A 23,205-nucleotide genomic window follows, 5' to 3' on the forward strand; every position below is an offset into this window, starting at 1 on the left:
AAGATCTCCCACCCCATCGACGAAGACGTGTCGATGGGGACCCCGGACCTGGGGCACCCAGATTCATAGAGCACGGATCAGCAAGGCATCAAAACCTGAACAAAAGAGCGCGCATGAGCGAAGTGGCGGAGAAATTTCGCGCGGGGCTGGATGAGGTGCATCGGGCGCTGATTGCGGTGCCGGAGACGCTGGCGGATGTGCCGTGGCGTGATGGCGGGTGGACGCGGAAGCAGATCGTAGGCCACCTGCTGGATTCCGCGACGAACAATCGCCAGCGGTTTGTGCGGGCGATGAGTGAAGGCTTTTTCAATGGGCGGAATTATGAGCAGGATGCCTGGGTAGCTGCGCATGGCTATGCCGATCAGACGTGGGAAACGCTGCTTGGGTGGTGGGAAGCAGAACACGAGATCCTGATGGCCGTTGTGGATCGGATTCCCGCCGAGCGACTCGAGGCCCCATGCGTGATGGATGCGGATACTCCGGTGACGCTGCGGTTCCTGATTGAGGACTATGTGACGCATCAGCGGTGGCATTTGAAGCAGCTGCTGGCGACGAGCTCCTAGTCTGGACGCGAAACCCAGCAAGGTTGGGGTCGTGCTTTCCCACCCATGCTTCGGATGGATGGGGCACCCGGCATTTGGCCGCTAGCCTTCGCGACCATGGGTCTGCCGGCGGCGGCTATCGAGAATCTAGCTTTCCCTCCCTTGCTTTGCAAGGATGGGGCACCCAGGGCTCATTGGCGCGATCGGATAGAAAACTGCAAGTACAGACGCAAAAATGCCCGGCGGGATGCCGGGCATTTTTGCTTGCCTTTTGAAGATTGCGATTGCCAGCTTACTTCTTTTTCTTGGCAGTCTTCTTGGTTGCCTTCTTGACTGTCTTCTTCGCCGCCTTCTTTGCAGGAGCTTTCTTCGCTGCTGCCTTCTTGGCGGGCGCCTTTTTTGCTGCTTTTTTAACGGCCAACTTTTTACCTCTTTTTGTGGTTTTGCCGGCGCGCTTTCCCGCCGCGGACTTTTTCGCCGCGGCCTTTCCGCCCTTAGCGCCAGCGGTTTTCTTGGCGGACTTTTTTGCGGCCTTTTTGGCCGGAGCTTTTTTGGCAGCTTTCTTCGCTGCCTTCTTGGCTGCCTTCTTGGCTGCTTTCTTGGCCGGGGCCTTTTTGGCCGGGGCGGGAGCAGCAGCTTTCTTGGCGGGCGCTTTCTTGGCGGTCTTCTTCGGCGCCGGAATGGGTATCGCTTCCACGATAATTACGCCCTCTTCGACAATACCCTCGTCATCGTCGGAGGAGGTAAGCACGGTTGAGGTTTCCACCTCGTCGTCCTCTTCCATCTCATCGTGATCGGCGCTCATCTCTGCCGGTTCCAAGTTTGGATTACCGTCATTCATTGCGTACATCTTGATCACTTCGTCCATCCGATTGCCTCCAGCGGATTGCCGCTGCCCATGTGGGATTTCGCATCTCTGCGTTGCGGACAAATCATCTCCGCATGCGGAGCCATTCTACCAACAACCCTGAAAGAAAAGCTATCAAAAGAGGTGAAGAGAAATGCGCATGGAATTATTTTTGCGCATGCGAGGATGGTTTTGCGTGCGACGGGCGCTTCGTGGAACCCGCGCTGTGCGCGCGTTTCGACGCTGTCGCCTTGCCGGTGTGAGTTGTGTGGCTGGTATGGGAGGAGGATGTCTTTGCATGAGAGCTGTGGGCGCCGGAAGAAGACTCGCCGGCCGGGGGAGTGGCATTGGCGATTTCGTGGGCGCTGCCAGCCTGGGCCTTTCCGTGACGGCTGTGGCTGATGCTGGCGCGGGCGAGGGTAGGTTCGGCAACGTGAAGACGGCGGCCTGCCGCGATTTTGATGCCGGAGGCGGGGAGCTTGTTCCAGCGACGGAGCTGGGTAAGGGAGATGCCGAAGCGGTCAGCGACGGACACCAGGGAATCGCCACGGCGGGTGGTGTAGTAGACGGCGTGTGCGGACGGGGTAGCGGAGGGAGCCACGGGCACGACAAGCTCTTCGATGCCATCGAGTTTTGAGGTTTCGCTGAGCTGGTTGACGTCGGCGAGCTCGCCGAGGGATACGCGGTAGGTGTGGGCGATGGCGGCGAGCGTGTCGTCGGGCGTGACCTTGTGATAGCGCCAGGAGTTGCGCTTGCTCGCGGGGATGGCGGCGATCTTTTCCTGGAAAAGGGAGGCGGTGCCGGCGGGAAGGCGAAGGTCAAAGGCGGTGTCTGGTGGAGTGACGAGCCGCAACAGGCTGGGGTTCAGGGCAATGAGCTCGTCGATTGGTGCGCCAACAATGTCAGAGACCAGACGGAGGTCGGCGGAGTAGTTGATGGTGACCGTATCCGTAACGACAGGCGGGTCGAGCGTGATGTCGTCGAAGCCGTACTGTGTGGGGTGGTTGGCGATGATGATGGCGGCAAGGATTTCCGGGACGTAGTTCTTGGTTTCGCCGGGAAGATTGTTGCGCTTGTAGAGCTCCCAGAAATCCGCGTAGCCGGTTTTCTGGACCGCATGCTGAATGTTGCCGGTACCCCAGTCGTATCCCGCCATGGAGAGATACCAGTCGCCGAGCTGCGCGTAGATGTACTTCATGTAGCGGGCGTAGGCGCGGGTGGATTTCTCCGGATCGAAGCGCTCGTCGACATAGCTGTTGCGGGTGAGGCCATAGTTGCCGTGGGGCATGAACTGCCACATGCCGCCGGCACGGGAGCGGGCGTTGACGGCGCGGGGCTGGAAGCCGGATTCGGCAACAGCGAGATAGATGAGGTCCTGCGGAACACCCTCCTCGCTCATGACGCGCTGAATCATTGCCCGGTAGCGGCCGGCGCGCTGGAAGGAGTGAAGCAGCGTGTTGTGACCTTTGGTGGTGTTGGCGAAGAAGTTGATGTAGGCGGCAACGTAATCGTTGACGACGAGGGGAAGATCGGACTTGGTGGTGGCGAGGTCGGCGTTGGCCTTGGCCACGATATTGGGGTCGACGACGAAGGTGACGTCGCTTGCGGCCTCGGCAGGAGTGTCTTCGGTCTTGGGGGTAAAGCCGTTGCCCTGCTTGAGCGCTTCCGTTTCGAGGACGTTGATCTGGTCGACGATGTGGTCGAATTCATCCTGCAGTGCCGGGGTCGATTTGATATCGATGCCACTGGTGAGCATGAGGTCGACTGCATTGTCGAAGTTGGAACGGGCTTCAGGCAGGTTGCCGCGTTTATAGGCAGCATCGCCGAGAGCGTAGGCCTTCTCGACTTGCTCGATGAGCGCCTGCACGCGCTGTTGGGACGCACTGGGCTGTGGCGGCGGCACTGGAGCCGGAGCCTGCTGGGGAGCAGGAGCAGAGAGAGCGGGTGCGAACGCCTGGGCGGCAGGAGTAGCGGATGCCAGGGGTCTTGGGGGATCGCATCCTGACAACGACACGGCCAGCGTGAGAGCCAGCGCGGCGCAACCCAGACTACTCATGCGATTCAAAATCATGCGCAACAGTTGATGCTGTGACAACATTACCCCGAAGGACGGAAGGCACTACGCCGATGATAAGCTATGACCTAGAGACATCGCTGACTTTCGTAATGTTCCTGCAGTGATTTGCTACCCCTGATGGACGTAAAATTCCTCCGCAATTTCGCAATTATTGCCCATATCGACCATGGGAAGTCGACGCTGAGCGACCGTCTGCTTGAATTGACGGGCTCGGTGACCGGTCGTGAGATGCAGGCGCAGATTCTTGATGCGATGGACCTGGAGCGCGAGCGCGGTATCACGATCAAGGCACACGCGGTGCGGATGATGTACAAGGCGCGCAATGGGGAGACCTACCAGCTCAATCTCATTGACACGCCGGGGCACGTGGACTTCAGCTACGAAGTTTCGCGATCGCTGGCTTCGTGCGAGGGCGCACTGCTGGTGGTGGATGCGACCCAGGGCGTGGAGGCGCAGACGCTGGCGAATGCGTATCTGGCTATCAACCACGGGCTGGACATTATTCCGGTAATCAACAAGATCGATCTGCCGTCGGCCGACATTGTGCGCACGCAGGAAGCTATCGAAATGGCCGTGGGGCTGGACGCGACTGACGCGATCCCGGTGAGTGCGAAGACCGGGCAGGGCGTGGATGAGGTATTGGAGGCGATTGTGCACCGGCTGCCTCCGCCGACCGGAGACCCGGACGCTCCGCTGCAGGCGCTGATTTTCGATTCGTGGTTCGATGCGTATCGCGGCGTGATCGTGCTGGTGCGCGTAATGCAAGGGACGATGCGCAAGGGGCAGCGGATCCGGCTGATGTCGAACGGGAAATCGTTTGAAGTTGAGTCGATGGGCGTGCTGATGCCGAAGCCGGTGGAGATTGCGCAGCTTTCGGCGGGCGAGGTGGGTTTCTTCGCGGCGACCATCAAGACGGTGAGCGACACGCGCATTGGCGACACGGTAACGGAAGAAGAGCGGCCCGCGACAGAACAGTTGCCGGGATTTGAAGACATCAAGCCGATGGTCTTCGCCGGACTCTACACTGTGGATTCGCACGAACACACGCTGCTGAGGGATGCACTGGAGAAGCTTCGGCTGAATGATTCGTCCTTCTTTTTTGAGCCGGAAAGCTCTGTGGCGCTGGGTTTTGGATTTCGTTGCGGATTTCTCGGGTTGCTGCACATGGAGATCATCCAGGAGCGGCTGGAGCGCGAGTACGAGCTGGACCTGATTACGACTGCTCCGGGAGTGCGTTATCACATCACGTTGACGGATGGCTCGGTGCTGGAGGTCGACAATCCTTCGCGCTGGCCGGAGCCGACCAACATCGATGCGATCCGCGAGCCGGTCATCACGGCGAAGATTCTGACCAATGAAGAGTATGTCGGCGGGATTTTCAAGCTGGTGGAGGAGAAGCGCGGGAAGCAGATGAATTTCGAGTACGTTACGCCGACCCGCGTGCTGCTGACGTATGAACTGCCGCTGAACGAGATCGTGCTGGATTTCTACGACCGCTTGAAGTCAATCTCGCGCGGGTATGCGTCGCTGGATTACGCGCTGGCGGGCGAGTGGGAATCGCCGATGGTGAAGCTGGACATTCTGGTTTCGGGCGAGCCGGTGGATGCGCTGTCGATTATCGTGCACCGGGACTTTGCGTACGAGCGAGGCAAGGCGCTTGTCTCGAAGATGCGGGAGCTGATTCCGCGGCAGCAATTCGAGGTGGCGATCCAGGCGGCAATCGGGGCCAAGGTGGTGGCGCGGGAGACGGTGAGTCCGCTGCGAAAGAACGTCCTGGCCAAGTGCTATGGCGGCGATATCTCCAGAAAACGAAAGCTTTTGGAGAAACAGAAGGAAGGCAAAAAGCGGATGAAACGCATCGGAAAAGTCGACATTCCGCAGGAAGCTTTTCTGGCGGTGCTGCGGGTGGGGGAAGACCAGCAGAAGTAACTCTCCGATGGTGACTTCGCTCACATCGCTGTCATCAATCATTCATGGGGAATTGTGGAAAGCTCCGTGCTGGCGCGGCTCGGGGTTTGAAGACACTTACAATGCGGGCCTGGCGGGGATAGTGCGTGCTTGTGATAGATAAATAAGGGGCTTCCTAGATTTATCAGAGCAGGTAGTTATTGGCAAGTGGGAAAAAGCGGCTTATTTTATGGATTGTTCGGCACGAAATCCACATTTTTTTCCACAGATGGGTCGATGAGATTTCGCAAGCAAAAGGGCTACCGGGAATTGCAGGGATTCAGATTGAAGTGGATGTGAAAAGGCCCCGAAATCCGGGGCCTTTTCACGTCGACGGAATAATCTTAGTTGAACCCAGGTGACGCTTTTCGGCGCCGGCTACTGAGGAGTGGTGGGCCTTGGAGCTGCCGGCTTGGGAGCCGACGGGAGCGGGGCTGTGCCTGAAGCCGACGGCGGCGGAGCGGGAACGCCCGATTTCACGTTATAGGCATCGATGATCGCCTTGGTGATATTGGTGGAATCGGTGGCGAAGAGAACCGGGCTCTGTTGCTGGGCCACATCGAGGACAAGGGTGTATCCGCGCTGCTTGGCGTAGTCGTTCAGAACGTCGTACACCTTCGACGCGAGAGAGCTGTAAAGCTCCTGCATCTCGTTTTGCATGTCGTTCTGGTCGTCTTCGGCGCTGCGCTGAAGCTGCTTTTTCTTGTCATCGATGGTCTTGGCGCGTGCCGCGCGCTCGTCTTCGCTGAGCTTGTCGCCCTGCGCCTGGAGCTGTTTGGTAAGCGTGTCGATTTCGTCGTTAAGCGACTTGAGTTGCGCCTGCTTGGGCTGGTACTTCCGCTGCAGGTCGGCAAAGCTGCGCTGGCCCTCGTTGGTCTGCGCGACGGCGACCTGGAACGCGATGACTGCGATCCTGGCCGGGCCGGCAGGGGCAGCAGAAGCTGCGGCTGCGGTGCCGGGAGCGGGAGCGGACGGCGTTTGGGCGGTGGCGCTGAGGGCAAGGCCTGAGGCCAATATGAGAACTAATGCAACAGAGTGCTTCATTCGGCTTGAAAACTCCTTAGGAATTCCTGGGGCTGTCCGCGCATTCGAGGTTGAAAGGCAAACCGATGCTCTCACTGCGCGCACCCTCTGAGAACCTCGCGACAAACTTTCTCGAAGGACTTCCATTAGACGTTTGGAAGGACGAGAAAAGAAGCGGACGGAAACATCAGCAGGAACTAGAAGGATTATAGGGGTGCGGAGTAGGGGGGTCAAACGGCAGAGCAGGGGAATTAGGGAATAGGGACCAGGGACCAGGGGACGGCTGGAGAAGCGAGAAGGCCTCGCGCGATGGCGAGGCCTTTTGGTGAATGGAGCATTTCTGGTTAGTGGCCGGCGGGCGACTTGGGGGTTGCACTCTTGGCGGGAGCAGAAGCCGCTCCGTGCGTGGCAGCAGGGGCGGCGGTGTGCTCGGGTGCCGGGATACCTGACTTGACGTTATAGGCTTCGACGACCGCCTTGGTGATATCAACCGCGGGGTTGGCGTAGATGACGACTGGGAGCTGCTGGTTGCCGCCGTCGAGCACTACGGTGAATCCGCGTTCCTTGGCATAAGCTTCCAGGGTCTCGTCGAACTTGCCGGCTACGGCGGCGAAGGTCTGCTGCATGTCCTGCTGATAGTCGGTTTGTGCGTCTTCGCCGGCGCGCTTCATGTCTTTCTGCTTGTCGTCGAGAAGCTTGGCCTTGGTGGCACGATCGGCGTCGGTCAGGGTTGCAGACTGGGCCTGAAGTTCCTTCTGGAGCGAAGTGATCTGATCGTTGAGGGTCTTGAGCTCCTGTTTCTTGGGCTCATATTTCTTCTGCAGGTCAGCGAAGCGGCGCTGAAAATCGTTGGTCTGTGCGACGGCTTCCTGGAAGCCGATGACGGCGATTTTTGCCGGTCCCGCGGGCGCGGTGGTTACGGCTGCGGCGGGGGCCGCCTGTGCGCCGGCATTCATGGCGAGGCAGGAAGCCAGTGCGGCTATGGTCATAAAAATGCGTTTCATGTGGATCGATTACTCCTTGAAATCCCTGGAAGGCAGCCCTGCAGCCAATTTGGCGCAAAGACGAACCTGTGCCTCCTGAGCAACCTTCATTCGTCTTTTCGTTTGAGGGCTCCGCGACAGTTGAAGCAGAGGTAAAAAGACGCGGACGGAGACGTCAGCAGGAACTAGCAAGGATTATATGAGGGGCGAGGGAGGGGGTCAAACCGGGAGATGCAGGGAAGAGGGAATGAGGGAACAGGGAATGAAAGTTGGGGACATAGGGACCAGGACCGAGGGACCAGGGGCCACGGAATAGGAGTGGAAGACAGGAAGGCCGCTCGCAATGAGCGGCCTTCGTTTGGGGTTGATTGCGGAAAGCAGCTAGAACGTGGTGGACACGCTCAGGCGGAAGGTTTTGCGTGGTTCGCGGAAGAGACTCTGCGCGCCAAACCCCTGGATGGTCTGCTGATAGGTGTAGTCGCCCGCGCCGCCCGGCGGGAACATATCGCGGGTGATGAGTTCGGCGGTGCAGCTCTGCACCTTGGCGCCGAGGACCACGTCGTTGCAAAATGGCCGCTCGTAGAGACGGAGCGGGTTCCACGCGTAGTAGAGACGGAATGGCGCGTTGATGACGGGCATGATGATGGAGAACTCGCCGCCAAGAGACATGCGGGGGACAACGTTGGTGCCAAGCACAGGCCGGATATCGCGCTGGAAGCCGACCTGCGAACCGGGGATGCCGCCCTGGCAGGAACCGTTGTTATAGACCGGGCAGCCATAGAGCGGAGCGGTAAGAGATGCAAAGCCTTCGGGGCTCTGCTTGAGCTGACCACGGTTGGTTACGACGTCCATGCCGAAATCGTCGAAGAGGGCAAACATCGCTGAGCCGACGATGGGAATGCGGTATTCCAGGTTGCTGGTCAGGTTGGTGTCGCCTCCGATGGAGACGACGCCGTATACGGGAATGGGAACCGCGATGCACTGGTTCAGCTGCGGATTGTTGGGGTCGCGCGGTACGCACGAGCCATCAGGATTGGTGAGCTGCACGGTCTGGCGCGTGGGCACATAACCGTAGGGCGTGGCGCTGCGCACGTCGAAGCCGCGCAATTCGGCGTCGCCGCCGGCGTAGAAACGGCTGTTTGGAGGCGCCACGTCGCCCCCGAATCCCTGGATATAGCCGAGCTGTGCCTTAAAGGCGAGCACGTTGTGTCCATTGGGATTGGGGGTAAGGTAGCGGATGGACCGGTAGCTCTTAATGGCCACAAGGGGCGAGAAGTAGCGAACGTTGCCCCAGATGCCGGCAGCCTGCAATGCCGCCGTGAACTCCATGCCGGTACGTGGACGCACGGGGTTGTTGACGGTGTTGTAGGTATAGGTGAGCGAAGCCTGGCTGGTGACGATGCCGGCCAGCGCGTTCGAGCCCTGAATGCCCGAACGGAAGCTGATGGTCTGGAAGTACGTTTGCGAAGCCGTGCTGAACGCGGTGATGTTGGCGCGGGAGAGCGAGTAGGTGAAACCTACGCGCTGAAAGGCATGACGACGGAGCGGGTAGTTCAGCGAGAAATTCAACCCGGTTGAAGCCTGGTTGTAATTCTGCGTGAGGGACTGCTGCGCGGAAGTCAGGTTGAGAGCCGCGCCACTCGTGGTCTGGTAGGACTTCGCGGCATTGAAGTCGGACTTGTTGTTGTAGATCTGGAAGCCCACATTGAGCGGCTTGTTGCGCACGTAGGGCTGCGAGAAGCCGAAGAGGAACTGGCGGCTTACGTTGCCGATGTTGCCCTGCACGCTTAGCGTTTCACCCAGGCCGAGGAAGTTGTTGGTCTGGTAGTTGACGCCCAGGAAGGCGCCAGAGAGTCCGCTGACGCCGCCGTTGAGGCCGATCGAGTTCTTGCCCTTCTCCTTGACTTTCAGTAGAAGGTCGACGGTGCCGGCTTCGGCATTCTGGTGCGCCTCCGAATCCTGGTCGACCTTGAGGGGATCGAAGTATTCGAGCTGGTTGAGGCGCAGCAGGCTGTACTCCCAGAGCTGGGAGTTGTAGACCTGGCCTTCGTCGAGAAGCAGCTCGCGGCGGATGACGCGGTCGCGGGTAATAGTGTTGCCCTCGAACTCAATGCGCGAGACATAGAACTGCTTGCCTTCATCGATATCGATCTGAAGCGAGACGGTGTGTTTCTGCTCGTCGTAGACGGGCTTGGGGATGGCGCCGAAGTTGATGTAGCCGAGCTGGCCGTAGGCCTTCTTCAGATTTTCGAGTCCCTTGCCGACGAGGGTGGCGTTGAACCATTCGCCATCCTTGAGCGCGAAGGTGGAACGCAGAGCCTTGGTGTTGTTGAGGTGGACATTGCCGGTAAAGGTGATGGACCCGAGGCGGTAACGCGCTCCCTCTTCAATCGGCATCAGGATATCGATGCGCTTGCCACGGTTAGGCCGGAAGGTAAACCAGTTCAGGCCACCTTCGTCGCGAATCTGGGTGCGGGGCGCCTCGACGGCTGCGTTGGCGTAGCCCTTGTCGCGATAGGCGAAGCGGACGCGCTCAGTGTCTTCGTCAAGCTTGGACGCGTCGAATGTGCGAGAAAAGAGATTTTCAAAAATGACCGAATAGGGAATGCCGACGGGCTTCAAATTCTTCATCGAGCGGCGCAACTGCAGGCTGCCGATGTGCTGGTTGCCGGTGAACTTGATCTGGCCGACTTTGACCGTCGGGCCTTCCTTGATGCCGAAGTTGATCTGCACCGACGCGGGAGGAATTCTCTTGACGTCGGTTTTGACGCTGGCGAACTGGTGGCCATGCTCGGCGAGGAGTTCCTTGAGGACGGTCTCGGCGCGCTTGACCTTGGTGGGATCGTATTGGCCCTCGACGGAGAGGCCAACCTTTTCCTTCTTGAACCGGTCGAGGATATCGGAAGTCGAGACGGAACTGTTGCCCTTGTAATTGATCTCACGGATGGTGGGGCGTTCCACGACGAAGACGTCAAGGATGACTCCCTTCGCCGTGTCTTCGCGCTCGATCCGGAGGTTTTCGAAGTAACCGGTATTCCAGAGGGAGTTGAAGTCTCGTTCGATGGAGACCGGATCGTAGGTATCACCCTGATGGGTGAACATGCGGGCGAGGATGGTCTCCTTGGGAATGCGGCGATTGCCGATGACCCGAATGGATTCGATGGTCTGCGGTTGCTGGGCGAGAACGGCGCCGGCCGAGAAGGCCAGAAACAGCACCAGAAGCATCCGGGAAAACAGGAAAGGGATCCGCAAATTGCGGTCAAAAAAGTCGTGCTTGATCTTCACCGGGCTGGAGTCCTGCGGCGAGCACAAGTACTGGTGCGGTCCAAGGTAAGGCTTCACGGGAAGAATATGCACACCCTCACTGCGTAAGTTCTGTTACAGCCTCTAGGAAAGATTGATTTTACCATCTCAAAGACGGTGTCTTCTGACCGCAACCGCCTCATCGAAAACGCTGATGAAGCGCCCGGCTCGGAAACCGAAACCTTCCCACATTCTCTGCCGCGCCTACGAAAACCTCACAGACGAGTAACTGTCCGCGAGATCCTCGCTATTCACGTCATTCGGGACACCGGGCATATTGCGACACAGATGACGAGGAGAGGATGCGGAGGAAACAGAACTTCGATCCGGCAGCCCATCTCATCGCCAACCGCTTGCTCATTCAGGTCCTAGATCAGTTTACCGGACCGGAATGGGCTCGATAGCCCCTTCAAATCGTCTCGCGGAAGAAGACTTGTCTGCGAGAGACTCTTGAATGACTGAATATAGGCGAATGCACGATCTTTAGACGCACGCGCCATCAACATGACATCCTCAAAGCGGCAGAGATTGAGGAGAAAATGGCAGAAACTTCGACAACGGTGTACGAGTTTTCGGCGGAGACGCTGGAGGGTCGCGCTGTAAGCCTGGCGGAGTTCAAGGGCAGAGTGCTGCTGATTGTGAATACGGCCAGCCAGTGCGGATTTACCCCGCAGTATGCCGGCCTGGAGACGCTTTATCGGACGTATCAGGAGCGCGGGCTGGAGGTACTGGGGTTTCCATGCAACCAGTTTGGCGGGCAGGAGCCGGGGACGGCCGCCGAGATCAGCAGTTTCTGCAAGAAGAACTACAGGGTGACCTTTCCCCTGTTTGCGAAGATTGATGTGAACGGTGACAAGGCGCACCCGCTATATCGGTTTCTGAAAAAAGAAAAGCCGGGATTGCTGGGGCCGCTCGGAGGCGGTGCGATCAAGTGGAACTTCACGAAGTTCCTGGTCGACCGGAACGGGAACGTGGCGGCGCGGTACGCCTCCACCACCAAACCGGAGAGCTTGGCGAAGGACATTGAAAAACTGCTGGAGAACAGGTAGGCGAGGAGAATTGTGCGCAAAAACCTTCCAATGATTCTGATTCGGGTGATCGTGGGAGTTGTGTTTCTGACCGAGGGGATTTTGAAGTTTGTCTACCCGGGGGAACTCGGTGCGGGACGTTTCGCGCACATCGGTCTGCCGTTTCCGCATGTGCTGGCGCCCTGCGTCGGGGCAGTGGAGATTGCGGCGGGCGGAGCGCTGATTCTGGGCGTCTATGCGGGCGACGCGGCACTGCTGCTGCTTGTCGTGATTCTGACCGCAATCGTCACGACCAAGGTGCCCATCCTGCTGGGGCATCCGCTGGGGCGGTTTGCGCCGGCCAGGCTCGACCACTATGGGGTGCTGAGCTTCATCCACGAGGCGCGGACAGATTTGTCGATGCTGTTTGGGCTGGTGGCAATTCTGCTGGACGGTGGGATGAGGCTTGGATTGAAGAAGCGATAGGCGCGCGGTGAATGCTGTGAGTCGGCTTGATGCGGAGAGTGGCGTTGAAAGTCTACCTGGTTGACGGTACCTACGAGCTGTTTCGGCACTACTTTGCAGTGCCCAAGGCGCGGGACGCCAAGGGCCGCGAAGTGGGTGCGGTGCGCGGCGTGCTGGCATCGCTGCTGGCCATGATGCGCGGCGGCGTCGAGTACGTCGGGGTGGCGACCGATCACGTTATCGAGTCGTTCCGTAACGATCTCTGGGAAGACTACAAAACCGGAGAGGGTGTAGAGCCCGATCTGCTCGCGCAGTTTCCGTTGCTTGAAGAGGTTTTGAGCACCGCCGGTATCGTGGTGTGGCCGATGGTGGAGTTTGAGGCTGATGATGCTCTTGCGTCGGCTGCCGCACTTTCGCTCAAAGACAGCCGAGTGGAGCAGGTAGCCATCTGCACACCCGACAAGGATCTCGCCCAATGCGTCCAGGGTTCGCGCGTGGTGCAGCTGGTTCGGCGGACTGGGATCACTGTGGACGAAGCCGGTGTGATCGCCAAGTTCGGCGTGGCACCCGAATCGATTCCAGACTATCTGGCGCTGGTGGGCGACTCAGCCGATGGCTATCCGGGGCTGCCGGGGTGGGGAGCGAAGTCGACCGCTGCCGTGCTGGCAAAATTCGGGCACATCGAGTTGATCCCGGAATCGGCGCGGGACTGGCATGTGAGTGTTGTAAATGCGGGTTCGTTGGCAGACACGCTGGTGCGGGATCGTGCGCGCGCATTGCTGTTCAGAACGCTCGCCACGCTCAGGAGCGACATACCTCTGTTCGAAAGCGTGGATCGCCTGCGGTGGAACGGGCCGACGTCGAAGTTTGACGAGATCGGGCGCTTGCTCGACAAGGCTGTAACCGAGAAGAAGTCGAAGCCGGCCGGCGATAAAGCGCCAACCCGCAACCGGGGTGGGGCCGGGAAGACGCAGAAAGCCTGAAGCGTGAGCGGTATTCCTGCGGGATTCTCGGATGCTGGAATTATCCGTCGAAGCGATAGGCGCTGATCTTTGCGCCGGAGAAGACGCGCTTGCCGGGTGCCACGCCGCCGGCACCGGCAGCGACCATTAGCGGCATCAAGTGCTCCTCGCGCGGGTGCGCGTAGGCGGCAAATGGAGCTTCGCGCCATTTGGAAAGCGATGCATCACGTTCCGGCGCGGGCGATTCGACGGCTGCGGTAAGCCAGGTATCGAAGGCGCGGGCGCGCTCTGGTGTCTCCGGGTGAAGGTAGACGCGAAGATTGTGGAAGCTCATGCCGCTGGCGATGATGAGGACGCCCTCGTCGCGCAGGGGAGCGATCGCACGGCCGGCGGCGATGTGCAGCGCAGGGTCCAGCGAGAGATTCAGCGATAAGGTGACGACAGGAATATCCGCCTTCGGAAATGCCACCTTGAGTGGAACAAAAACACCGTGGTCGTAGCCACGATTGAAGCTGGCAGCGGCCGGGAGGCCGGATTTGCGCAAAAGGCCGACTACTCTTTCAGCAAGCGCCGGATCGCCGGGTGCCGGCCAGGTGAGCCGGTAGGTGTGTGGGGGGAAACCGGAGTAGTCGAAGATGAGCTCGGGTTTGGCTGCGGCGCTGGCGGTGAAGGCCGGCTCCTCCCAGTGGCCGCTGATGACCAGGAGAGCTTTGGGCGGCGCGGGAAGTGAAGCTGCAACCGACTCAAGGAAGCGCTGGGTGGCGTGCCATGTATCGGCCGGCCCCCAGGTCCAATCCATGAAAAAACAGGGACCTCCGCCGTGGGGAAGGAAGATAGCTGGCTGACGTTGGGGATTGGCGGACAAGGGAACTGCCTCCGACACTCGCGACCGAGTCTGCCGGCCGAAAGTTATTTGTTTCAACAACTATCTGATGCATCGAAAGACAGATGGGATTCAAGAAGTGGCTTTCCTGAGGGGAGCGAGGAACGTCACGAGCGTGCGAGGTCTGGCGTGTCGCGAGTGTTTTTGGGCAGTCGATTATTGATGGGCGATTTGCGGGAGCATGCTGATACGGAAGCATGCGAACTGGAGGATGGCGAAGAGGGCGGAGAGCGCCGAGCGACGCCAACTCCAGCGCAGATGCCAAAGACACTGAACGAGGCCGATGGTGCTTGCGATTCCGATGACAACGGTCATTGCGATCTCGACTGCCGAAAAGTGACCAGAGATGACGTGAGCCCATCCGAGCAAGAACAGCCAGATGAAGATCATGCAGAAGAGCCAGAAGAGGAAGCAGGGAAGAGCGCACCAGCGGCTGAACTCGCGCGAATTGAAACCGGCAACGATGGGAACCCAGAGCGGAAGCGTTTGCACCTCGTGGCGCAGTGAGCCGTGACTCACTGCGCCAACGACGTAGAGCGCGACCAGAACTGCCAGGCAGCACCAGCCGATTGTCTTGAGATTCCGCGTCATGGCGAGATTCACCTCTACTGGATTGGAGAGGCCAGGAAGTAGACGTAGATCAGCATGGCAGCGCCGACGAAGGCCGGCACCAGCCCGACGAGGAATGGGACTCCGCGCTCGTGGCCGGTCAAAACGGACATGAAAATGACCATGGCGATGCCGACGCCGAGAGTGATGATGCCGCCGATCTTCAAGCCTTCGATTTTCTTGATTTGCTCCTGACGGCTTTCTTCGCGGAGCAACTCGACGGCGGCCTTGGCTCCGTCCCCAGAGGACTCGGAGAGGCGCCGAAAGGTTTCGGCCCTGTAGAACGCTTCGCGCTCCTTGCGGCGGTGATCCATCCAAGTCGTCAAGGGCAAAAAGATGCCGAAAAGGGCAACCGCGCCGACAGCGAGAAAGAGCCAGAGACCGTAGTTGGAAAAGACCTCTGTTTCCGGTCCCCCGATTAACTGAAGTACGAGGTGCATCATAGAATCCTCCTGGTTGGCTGAAGCCGCCTTGTTTCCATTCGTACGGTGGGACAAGGTGCGATGCCAGACGGTTGCATTTTGTTTGGGGTATGCCAGCCCACGGCGACACTCCGGTAGAAAATGCAACCGGGTGGAGCGGACTGGTGTCCCACAGCGCAGAGAGTAGCGGAAGTGATTACGAATGCCGAGAACGCGAGCATTGAACGAGGCGGCGAGGCTGACCTGGCCGATGTGGAGCGCGTGCTCGGCGGGGATGTGAATGCGTTTGAAGGCATCGTGCGCAGGTGGCAGGGGCCGCTGGTGAATATGGCATGGCGGTACTGCCGCGATCGCGGGCGTGCGGAAGAGATGGCGCAGGAGGCGCTGGTCCGTGCATGGCGTGGGCTGGCGCAGTGGCGGCGCGAAGGCAGTTTTTCGACGTGGCTGTTCGCACTGGCGGCGAATGTGTTTCGCTCGGAGCTGAAGCGGTTTCCGACAATGGATGTGCGGATTGAAGATGCGCCGGAACCGTCGCGAGGAGCGGCACAAATGACTGACCTGGCGATGAAACAAAGCTCGGATTTAGTCAGGCGGGCGGTGCTGGCGCTGCCGATGCGCTATCGCGAACCGGTTATTCTGTTCTACTTTCACGAGATGGATGTGAGCGCGGCGGCACGCACCCTGGGGATGCCGGAAGGCACGGTGAAAGCGCGGCTGGCGAGAGCGCGGGCGTTGTTGAAGCGGCGGTTTCCGCATCTCGAAGATGAGCAGGCGGCAATGGTTCACGCCGAAAGGGAGGCATGATGATGGAGCCGGCAAAGCGAGCGAATCTTGATCGGATCATGGCGGCGGAAGAGGAGTTGGCGCCGTCGTCGGGGTTTGTTTCCGCAGTGATGGAGCGCGTGCGGGAAGAAGCAGCCGCGCCGGAACCTATTCCTTTTCCGTGGAAGCGGGCGTTGCCGGGTGCGGTGGTCGCCGTCGGTGGTTTGGCGTGGCTGGGGGTGGAGGTAGCGCGGCAAGGGCTGAACGGATTGCCGAATTTGGGCTCACCCGTTGCGCTGTGGGCGCATATGCCGCAACAGATGGTGGCCACGCTCGAGAGTGCCGGCTGGCTTGCGGCGGCGTTGGGCGCGTCGTTGCTGTCGTGGTTGCTGGCTCGCCGAATGGTGGGGCGGGGCGGGCTGATCTAGCGGTTACTCGATGGCGAAGACGGCGTAGACGGTGGCTTCTTCGCTTACCTGGTGCGGTTCGATGGAGAGCGGCGGGGCAGGCGGAGCCGCGGCGGTCTTCATCGCGAAGCCGAACATTGGCCTTGGAGTTTGGGGAGCTGACATCTGATTGTTGACGTAGATCAGTGCGCCCAGTCGGACTCCCATCCCTTTCGCAAGCACGTCTGCATTCTGCTTTGCACGCGTGGCGGCGCGGTCTAGCGCCTGGGATTCAAGGGCGGGCACGTCTTTCACCGTCCAGTCGATTTCCCCGCTGCTGGTGGCGCCGGCGGTGACGGCGATGTCGAGAATCTCCGCGGCTCGCTCGGGCGCAACCTTCACGGTCCACTGCTGGTGAAGTACGAATTTGTGTTGCTTGTTGGAGAAGTCGCGATCGAGGTACTGCGATTCGCTGCGGATCGAGGTCTCAGGAATTCCCGCCTGCTTGACAGCGGCGATGATGGCGTTTGAGGCGCGCGCTCCATCGGCATAGGCCGCCTTGGCATCTTCGGGTCCCGTGTCGAAGCCGATGTGCAGGATGGCGAGATCGGGTTCGACCGACACCGTTTCTGTAGCAGCGACGCTGAGCGTGCGATTGCTGGAATCGACTTTCATTTGCGGCTGCGTCGTTTGTTGAGCGCCGGCTGACAAGGTTGCGAAGAGAATTGACGCGGCGACAAGTGCCAGATTGAACTTCATGATGTTCTCCTTACGCAAAACAATTCGAGCCAGCAGTCCGCCGCTCGCTACTAAAGGAACGGAGAGCGGCTACTTTCTTGCGTGCTTTTCGCCGAATATGCGGAGCTTTGCCAGGGTGGCGGCGGCCTGGCCGGAGTCGATGGCCTCGGCGCCGAGAGCTACACCTTCTTTGAGATCGCCGGCGAGGCCAGCGGCAACGAGCGTGGCGGCGGCATTGAGCAGGACAATATCGCGGCGGGCCCCGGGGATGCCGGTGAGCACATCGTAGAGCAGCGCCTTGTTGGTCTCGACGTCGCCGCCGGTAAAGTCGGCGAGGGCTGCGCGGGGCAGGCCGGCCATTTCCGGCGTGACGCGGGCGGCTCTGAGGGTGGGTTCGTCTCCTGGCTCCGCTTCGATGATGCGGGCGACTACTGACTCACCTGTAGTCGTGAGCTCGTCGATGCCGTCGGTTCCATGCACAACAAAAGCGCGCTTCGATCCGAGAGCCAGGAGCGCGCGTCCTACCAGGAGAACCCGGCTGGGCGCGAGAACTCCGACGACCTGGATGCGGGCATGCGCGGGATTGGTGAGCGGTCCACAGAGATTGAGGATGGTGCGGAAGCCGAGCGCGCGGCGCAGAGGGCCGAGGGTTTTCATGGCCGGGTGATAGAGAGGCGCGTAAAGGAAGACGAAGTCGGTTTCACGCAGGCACTCGACTGCGAGTTCCGGCGAGAGATCAATGGGAACGCCGAGTGCTTCGAGGACGTCGGCCGCTCCGCAAAGCGATGTAACCGCGCGATTGCCATGCTTGGCGACCTTGGCGCCGGCGGCAGCAGCAACCAATGCAGCGCCGCAGGAGATGTTGAAGGTGAGCGGGCCGCCGCCACCGGTGCCGACGCAGTCGACGAGTTCAGCACGCTCTTCGTCGGTGAGTGGGACGGGGACGCACTGTTCGCGCATAACGTCGACGAAGCCGGCAAGTTCGGGGGCTTGTTCGCCGCGAGTAGCCAGGACGGTGAGCAGTGCGGCAGTTTCAACTTCGGGAACCTGGCCGGAGAGTATCTGGCGGAGCACATCGGCAGCCTGCTCGCGGGTGAGTTGTGCTCCATCTTCGGCGAGGGGCTTGAGAAGGGTCTTCAGCGAATCCATATCTCTCAATATGGTAATTGCACTGCCAATTCACTCGGCCAATAGCCGAAACGACCGGCCGTCGTTGCGGGTGGTTCGTGCCGCAAGATAGTATTTGGGTACCGCTGGCACGATCGCGCTGATCGGTATCTTTGTTGTTCAAAGCTGGTTTCCCGGAAATTCTCAGCGGACGTGGCGGTCCCTACCAACATGAAAATTCACGAGTATCAGGCAAAAGAAATCCTGGCAAAGTATGGCGTTGCCGTGCCCAAGGGCGAAATGGCGAACACGCCGGAAGAAGCGGCCGCAGTGGCGCGCAAATTATTTGCCGAGGGCGCCAATGGCGTGGTGGTGAAGGCACAGATTCACGCTGGTGGCCGCGGCAAGGGCGGCGGCGTGAAGGTGGCAAAGAATCGCGATGAGGCCGAGACACATGTGAAGAACATTCTCGGCATGCAACTCGTGACGCATCAGACTGGACCCGCGGGACAGAAGGTGCAGCGGCTGTTGATCGAGGAGACGGCGGCCATCGATCGCGAGCTGTATCTCGGCATCGTGCTCGATCGCGCGACGGGCAAGCTGGTCTACATGGCTTCGCAGGCGGGCGGCATGGAAATTGAAGAAGTCGCCGCAAAAACGCCGGAGGCCATCTTCAAAGAGGCAATCGATCCGGCGGTGGGATTCGGCGCATGGCAGGCGCGCAAGCTGGCTTTTGCGCTCGGGCTGAAGCCCACGCAGATCAATGCAGCCGTTGCATTTCTGCAGAGCCTCTACAAGGCGTTCATGGATACCGACGCATCGCTGATCGAGATCAATCCGTTTATCACGACGAAGGATGACAAGCTGTTCGCGCTCGACGCGAAGATCACATTCGACGACAACGCGCTCTTTCGCCACGCGGACATTAAGGCACTGCGCGATACGGCTGAGGAAGATCCGCTGGAAGTGGAAGCGAGCAAGTACGCGCTGAACTACATCAAGCTCGACGGCACCATTGCCTGCATGGTGAACGGCGCTGGCCTGGCGATGGCGACGATGGACATTATTCAATACGCCGGCGGGAGTCCTGCAAATTTCCTCGACGTGGGCGGGGGCGCTACGCAAGAACAGATTGAGCACGCGTTCGAAATTCTGCTGTCGGATGCACATGTGAAGGCGATCTTCATCAATATTTTTGGTGGCATTCTGCGCGTCGATCGGCTGGCAACAGGTGTTGTGGCCGCGGCGAAGAAACTGAATGTGAAGGTGCCGATTGTGCTGCGGCTTGAGGGCACGAACGTCGAAGAGGGCCGCAAGATTCTTGCGGAGTCGGGATTGAATTTTCAGGTTGGCGCAACGATGAAGGAGGCCGCCGAATTGGTTGTGGCCGCCGCGAAAGGGGTTAAGTAATGTCGGTCTTGGTCGATAATGATACGCGGCTCATCGTGCAGGGCATCACTGGAAAAGAAGGAACGTTTCATGCGCTGGGGTGCGCGGAGTACGGCACCAAGGTTGTGGGTGGCGTGACTCCGGGCAAGGGTGGAACGAAGCATGAGGGCTGGCCGGTGTTCAACACGGTGGCCGATGCGGTGAAGGAGACAGGCGCGAATGCAACGATGATTTTTGTGCCGCCGCCGTTTGCCGCCGATGCGATTCTCGAGGCCGAGGACGCGGGCATTCCGCTGATTGTTTGCATCACCGAGGGCATTCCTACGCTGGACATGGTGAAGGTGTGGGCGAAGCTGAAGAATTCAAAGTCGCGGCTGATCGGGCCGAATTGCCCAGGGGTGATTTCGCCGGGCAAGGCGAAAATCGGCATCATGCCGGGGCGGATTCACAAGGAAGGCAATGTGGGTATCGTGTCACGCTCGGGAACGCTGACGTATGAAGCGGTGCATCAGCTGACGCAGCGCGGAATCGGTCAATCGACCGCGATCGGCATTGGCGGCGATCCGATTATCGGAACAACGCATATCGATGCGATGCGGCTGCTGAATGAAGATCCGGGCACCGAGGCGATCATCATGATTGGCGAGATCGGCGGTACCAACGAAGAAGCGGCGGCAGAGTATGTGAAGCAGCACGTGAAGAAGCCGGTCGTCGGATTCATCGCAGGACAGACTGCGCCTCCCGGCCGGCGCATGGGTCATGCCGGCGCCATCATTTCAGGCGGGCAGGGAACCGCTGCAGACAAAATGAAGGCGATGACTGCGGCGGGGATTCATGTTGTTGTGTCGCCGGCAGAGATTGGGGCAACGCTGGCGAAGGTGATTGGAAAAGGTTAGCTCTCAGCTTTCAACCGTCAGCTATCAGCCAAAACAGAAGGCCCGCCGCGATGGTGGGCCTTTGTGTTTGGGTAGAAATCTTCCAGGGGTTAAAACCCCACATCTTTCCATCCGTTTGCGGCACGACTGAAGTCGTGCCCTGACGGATTGCGGCAACTCAACATGTTAGCTGAGAATTGAAGGCTGATCGCTGACAGCTGAGAGCTAATGACTGATAGCTGAAAGCTGACGGCTGAGAGCTAACGACTAAGCCGATAGCTGCTTGTTACCAGATGCGGCAGGGTTTCGCGCTGACCATCTTGTCGTTTGGTTTGCAGCTGAAGCTTTTCGCGAACTCCGGCAAATCCTGCAGGATGGAGTTGGTTCGATACTCGTCAGGCGCGTGGGGATCGCCTTGGGCCTGATTTCGTAACTGCTCGGGACGAGTGTCCGTGCACCACTGCTGCGCATAGGCGATCCAAAAGCGCTGTTCGGGCGTGTAACCGTCGGTCTTGGCTGCCATGTCAAGATGCTCTGCCTGGGCTTTGTCCTGCCAGGCGACCCACGCTAGCCACAGGCCACCGAGGTCGGCGAGATTCTCGCCGAGGGTGAGCTTGCCGTTGAGGTGTACGCCCGGAACCGCCTCGATGGCGTCATACTGATCGACCATGCATTGCGCCTTCTGCGTGAACTTGGCTTCGTCGTCCTTGGTCCACCAATCCTTCAGATTGCCGTCCTTATCGTATTGCCGACCCTGATCATCGAACCCGTGTGTAAGCTCGTGACCGATGGTGGAGCCCATGTCGCCATAATTCGCGGCGTCGTCTTCCTTGTCGCTGAAAAAGGGAGGTTGGAAGTACCCGGCGGGGAAGTTGACGTTATTTTGCTGCGAGCTGTAGTAGGCGTTGACGGTGGGCGGTGACATGGACCACTCGCCCTTGTCGACGGACTTGCCGATTTTGGCCAGGTCGCGCTTCTGGTTGAAGTCGTGCACGCGCTCCTGGTTGCCGAGCGAATCGCCACGCATGATGTTCAATGTGGAATAGTCGCGCCACTTGTCGGGATAGCCGATCTTGTTCATGACAGTCTTGAGCTTTTCCTTCGCCTGGACCTTGGTAGTCGGGCTCATCCAGTCGAGCGCGTCAATGTCCTTGGCCATGGCCTGCTCGATGGCGAGTGTCATCTCGAGGGCTTGCTGTTTTTCGGCTGGCGGGAAGTACTTGGCGACGTAGACCTGTCCCAGCGCCTCGCCCATCTCGCGGTCAATGCGGCTGGTGCAGCGCTTCCAGCGTTCCTGCTCCTTCTCAGCGCCGTTGAGAATGTGCGCGTAGAAATTCCAGGATTCGGTTTCAAAGGCCTCGGGCATGCTGGTGCCGGCATAGGAGTGGAGCAGGTGCCAGCGGAGATAGGCCTTGATCTGGTCCGGCGACAAGTCCGCAACGATCGCGTTGAATTCAGCGAAATATTTTGGCTCGCCATCGTTCGCCTTGCCGGTGGAGGGAGCGTGCACAGCCGCAACGTAGTTCGGCAACGAAAAATTCGTGAGCGATTTACCGAAGGTGACAACGTCTGTGGGGTGGTTCAGATTTTGCGGGTCGCGCCGCTGAGTGATAGTGAGCGATGCCTTGGCGAGGCGGGTTTCGATGGCCATCACCGTATCAGCATCTTTTGAGGCCTGCGCATCGGGCTCGCCTGCGAGGACAAACATCTTGCGAACGTGATCGACATACTGTTTGCGCTGTTCGATCGATTTGGGATCAGTGCGGAAGTAGTAGTCGCGCTCGGGCAGGCCAAGACCGCCTGCTCCGTAGTAGCTGATGACCTGGCTCGCGTCGGCAAAGTCCTGGCGAGAGCCCATGCCGAAAAATGCGTTGACGCCAATGTTGTGCAGATGGCCCAGCAATGCCGGCAATTCAGCAGATGACTTGAGTGAGGCGACGCGATCCAGCTCCGGCTGCAGAGGGGCAATGTCCGCCTTGTTTATGGCCGCCGTATCCATGCAGCTCGCGTATTCGTCGCCGATCTTCTGCTCGTTGGGTGTGCGGTTCGGATCGGGTTTTGAAACGTCTTCGAGGATTTGACGGAGGTGAAGGCGATTGAGTTCGTAGAGCTCGGTGAAGCGGCCGTAGGAGGTCTCGTCGGGAGGCAGCGGGTTGCGCTTGAACCAGCCGTTGCAACTATAGCGGTAGAAGTTTTCGCAGGGGTCGACGGCTTTGTCGATCAGCGAGGAATCGAAGACACGCAATTCGCGCGAGGTCTGCGCCGATTCAGGCTGACTTTGGCTCAGTGCGGGTGCAGCGGCGAGAAGAGCAACGAGGGCAAGGCCGGAGAGAGGGAAGGCGGCGGCTAAGCGTGACATGGCGAAACTGTAGCAGATTGGGGTCGAGTTGGTCGCCGGATGTGACCAGTACAATAGTGGACGGGATAAAGCCGATTTAGAGGAGCAATCGAGTGGCGCAGCGGACGTTCAGCATTGTTAAACCAGACGCGGTTAGCAAGGGATATGCGGGGGCTATTCTGGCCGAGATTGAAAAGGCCGGATTCAAGCTTGTGTCGATTCGCAAGCAGACAATTTCGAAGGATCAGGCGAAGGGTTTTTATCACGTGCATGCGGCACGGCCATTCTTCAACGACCTGTGCGAGTTCATGTCATCAGGGCCGATTTTTCTGATGGTGCTGGAGAAGGACAACGCGATTGCCGATCTGCGCAAGCTGATGGGCGCTACCAATCCAGCGAATGCGGAAGATGGAACCATCCGCAAGAAGTTCGCAGAATCGATCCAGGAGAATGCGATTCACGGATCGGATGCGGCGGAGACGGCGGCGTTCGAGATCGGGTATTGGTTCGCGGGGTATGAGCTGCTCTGAAGATTGTCGC

21 protein-coding genes are annotated in these 23,205 nt (G+C 59.4%); 10 read left to right on the top strand and 11 right to left on the bottom strand.

Going from position 1 to position 23,205, the window contains the following annotated elements; genetic code table 11:
• Nucleotides 1–113 precede the first annotated feature (113 nt).
• Complete coding sequence (locus VK574_RS02170; protein WP_472798161.1) at nucleotides 114–563, top strand: DinB family protein; 450 nt, start codon at nucleotides 114–116, stop codon at nucleotides 561–563.
• 271 nt (nucleotides 564–834) lie between these two features.
• On the opposite strand, the gene VK574_RS02175 is transcribed toward VK574_RS02170, so the two are convergent.
• Nucleotides 835–1,410 carry a hypothetical protein gene (locus VK574_RS02175; RefSeq protein WP_472798162.1) on the bottom strand — a complete coding sequence of 192 codons (576 nt, stop codon included), beginning with the start codon at nucleotides 1,408–1,410 and terminating at the stop codon, nucleotides 835–837.
• A 145-nt stretch (nucleotides 1,411–1,555) separates the two neighbouring features.
• Complete coding sequence (locus tag VK574_RS02180) at nucleotides 1,556–3,445, bottom strand: lytic transglycosylase domain-containing protein (protein WP_472798163.1); 1,890 nt, start codon at nucleotides 3,443–3,445, stop codon at nucleotides 1,556–1,558.
• 138 nt (nucleotides 3,446–3,583) lie between these two features.
• Between VK574_RS02180 and lepA the strand changes: the two genes are divergently transcribed.
• A complete protein-coding gene (gene lepA, locus VK574_RS02185; protein ID WP_472798164.1) occupies nucleotides 3,584–5,395 on the top strand; it encodes a translation elongation factor 4 in 1,812 nt (603 codons plus the stop codon).
• Between the two features lie 396 nt (nucleotides 5,396–5,791).
• Here the strand turns inward: lepA and VK574_RS02190 are convergent, their stop codons facing one another.
• The 3 genes from VK574_RS02190 to bamA form a co-directional block, all read right to left on the bottom strand.
• The gene (locus VK574_RS02190) at nucleotides 5,792–6,457 is read right to left on the bottom strand and encodes an OmpH/Skp family outer membrane protein (RefSeq protein ID WP_472798165.1); all 666 of its coding nucleotides are present in this window, start codon (nucleotides 6,455–6,457) and stop codon (nucleotides 5,792–5,794) included.
• Nucleotides 6,458–6,780: 323 nt separating this feature from the next.
• A complete protein-coding gene (locus tag VK574_RS02195) occupies nucleotides 6,781–7,440 on the bottom strand; it encodes an OmpH/Skp family outer membrane protein (protein WP_472798166.1) in 660 nt (219 codons plus the stop codon).
• Between the two features lie 360 nt (nucleotides 7,441–7,800).
• On the bottom strand, nucleotides 7,801–10,776 hold the full coding sequence (gene bamA / locus VK574_RS02200) for an outer membrane protein assembly factor BamA (protein ID WP_472798167.1): 2,976 nt from the start codon (nucleotides 10,774–10,776) through the stop codon (nucleotides 7,801–7,803).
• A 485-nt stretch (nucleotides 10,777–11,261) separates the two neighbouring features.
• Here bamA and VK574_RS02205 point away from each other — a divergent pair, with 485 nt between their 5' ends.
• The 3 genes from VK574_RS02205 to VK574_RS02215 are packed head-to-tail and all read left to right on the top strand — an operon-like array spanning nucleotide 11,262 to nucleotide 13,177.
• Nucleotides 11,262–11,771 carry a glutathione peroxidase gene (locus tag VK574_RS02205; protein WP_472798168.1) on the top strand — a complete coding sequence of 170 codons (510 nt, stop codon included), beginning with the start codon at nucleotides 11,262–11,264 and terminating at the stop codon, nucleotides 11,769–11,771.
• Between the two features lie 30 nt (nucleotides 11,772–11,801).
• Nucleotides 11,802–12,215 carry a DoxX family protein gene (locus VK574_RS02210; protein WP_472798169.1) on the top strand — a complete coding sequence of 138 codons (414 nt, stop codon included), beginning with the start codon at nucleotides 11,802–11,804 and terminating at the stop codon, nucleotides 12,213–12,215.
• A 44-nt stretch (nucleotides 12,216–12,259) separates the two neighbouring features.
• Entirely contained in the window at nucleotides 12,260–13,177 is a 918-nt protein-coding gene (locus VK574_RS02215) for a 5'-3' exonuclease (RefSeq protein ID WP_472798170.1), read from the top strand.
• A 40-nt stretch (nucleotides 13,178–13,217) separates the two neighbouring features.
• Here VK574_RS02215 and VK574_RS02220 read toward each other — a convergent pair whose 3' ends face one another.
• The 3 genes from VK574_RS02220 to VK574_RS02230 form a co-directional block, all read right to left on the bottom strand.
• Complete coding sequence (locus VK574_RS02220) at nucleotides 13,218–14,039, bottom strand: DODA-type extradiol aromatic ring-opening family dioxygenase (RefSeq protein ID WP_472798171.1); 822 nt, start codon at nucleotides 14,037–14,039, stop codon at nucleotides 13,218–13,220.
• 156 nt (nucleotides 14,040–14,195) lie between these two features.
• Nucleotides 14,196–14,630, bottom strand: a complete 435-nt coding sequence (locus VK574_RS02225) for a hypothetical protein (RefSeq protein ID WP_472798172.1) — start codon at nucleotides 14,628–14,630, stop codon at nucleotides 14,196–14,198.
• A gap of 14 nt (nucleotides 14,631–14,644) precedes the next feature.
• A complete protein-coding gene (locus VK574_RS02230) occupies nucleotides 14,645–15,091 on the bottom strand; it encodes a hypothetical protein (protein WP_472798173.1) in 447 nt (148 codons plus the stop codon).
• A gap of 171 nt (nucleotides 15,092–15,262) precedes the next feature.
• On the opposite strand from VK574_RS02230, the gene VK574_RS02235 reads away from it, so the two are divergent.
• Together VK574_RS02235 and VK574_RS02240 are read left to right on the top strand one after the other, a co-directional pair.
• Nucleotides 15,263–15,874 (top strand): RNA polymerase sigma factor, encoded by a 612-nt coding sequence (locus VK574_RS02235; RefSeq protein WP_472798174.1) that lies wholly within the window; start codon nucleotides 15,263–15,265, stop codon nucleotides 15,872–15,874.
• Complete coding sequence (locus tag VK574_RS02240; RefSeq protein ID WP_472798175.1) at nucleotides 15,871–16,260, top strand: hypothetical protein; 390 nt, start codon at nucleotides 15,871–15,873, stop codon at nucleotides 16,258–16,260. The genes VK574_RS02235 and VK574_RS02240 overlap by 4 nt, the downstream gene beginning before the upstream one ends.
• Before the next feature lie 3 nt (nucleotides 16,261–16,263).
• On the opposite strand, the gene VK574_RS02245 is transcribed toward VK574_RS02240, so the two are convergent.
• Nucleotides 16,264–16,977, bottom strand: a complete 714-nt coding sequence (locus tag VK574_RS02245) for an SIMPL domain-containing protein (protein WP_472798176.1) — start codon at nucleotides 16,975–16,977, stop codon at nucleotides 16,264–16,266.
• A gap of 69 nt (nucleotides 16,978–17,046) precedes the next feature.
• Nucleotides 17,047–18,105, bottom strand: coding sequence for an anthranilate phosphoribosyltransferase (gene trpD / locus VK574_RS02250; protein WP_472798177.1), 1,059 nt, complete (start codon nucleotides 18,103–18,105; stop codon nucleotides 17,047–17,049).
• Nucleotides 18,106–18,294: 189 nt separating this feature from the next.
• Between trpD and sucC the strand changes: the two genes are divergently transcribed.
• Both sucC and sucD read left to right on the top strand, forming a co-directional pair.
• Complete coding sequence (gene sucC, locus VK574_RS02255) at nucleotides 18,295–19,473, top strand: ADP-forming succinate--CoA ligase subunit beta (RefSeq protein ID WP_472798178.1); 1,179 nt, start codon at nucleotides 18,295–18,297, stop codon at nucleotides 19,471–19,473.
• Nucleotides 19,473–20,348, top strand: a complete 876-nt coding sequence (sucD, locus tag VK574_RS02260) for a succinate--CoA ligase subunit alpha (protein WP_472798179.1) — start codon at nucleotides 19,473–19,475, stop codon at nucleotides 20,346–20,348. Before sucC ends, sucD begins: the two co-directional genes overlap by 1 nt.
• Nucleotides 20,349–20,613: 265 nt before the next feature.
• On the opposite strand, the gene VK574_RS02265 is transcribed toward sucD, so the two are convergent.
• Nucleotides 20,614–22,686 carry a M13 family metallopeptidase gene (locus tag VK574_RS02265; RefSeq protein WP_472798180.1) on the bottom strand — a complete coding sequence of 691 codons (2,073 nt, stop codon included), beginning with the start codon at nucleotides 22,684–22,686 and terminating at the stop codon, nucleotides 20,614–20,616.
• A 92-nt stretch (nucleotides 22,687–22,778) separates the two neighbouring features.
• Between VK574_RS02265 and ndk the strand changes: the two genes are divergently transcribed.
• Entirely contained in the window at nucleotides 22,779–23,195 is a 417-nt protein-coding gene (gene ndk / locus VK574_RS02270) for a nucleoside-diphosphate kinase (protein WP_472798181.1), read from the top strand.
• Nucleotides 23,196–23,205: the final 10 nt, after the last annotated feature.

The sequence above is a fragment of the Occallatibacter sp. genome, assembly GCF_035317045.1.
Classification (GTDB): Bacteria; Acidobacteriota; Terriglobia; order Terriglobales; family Acidobacteriaceae; genus Telmatobacter.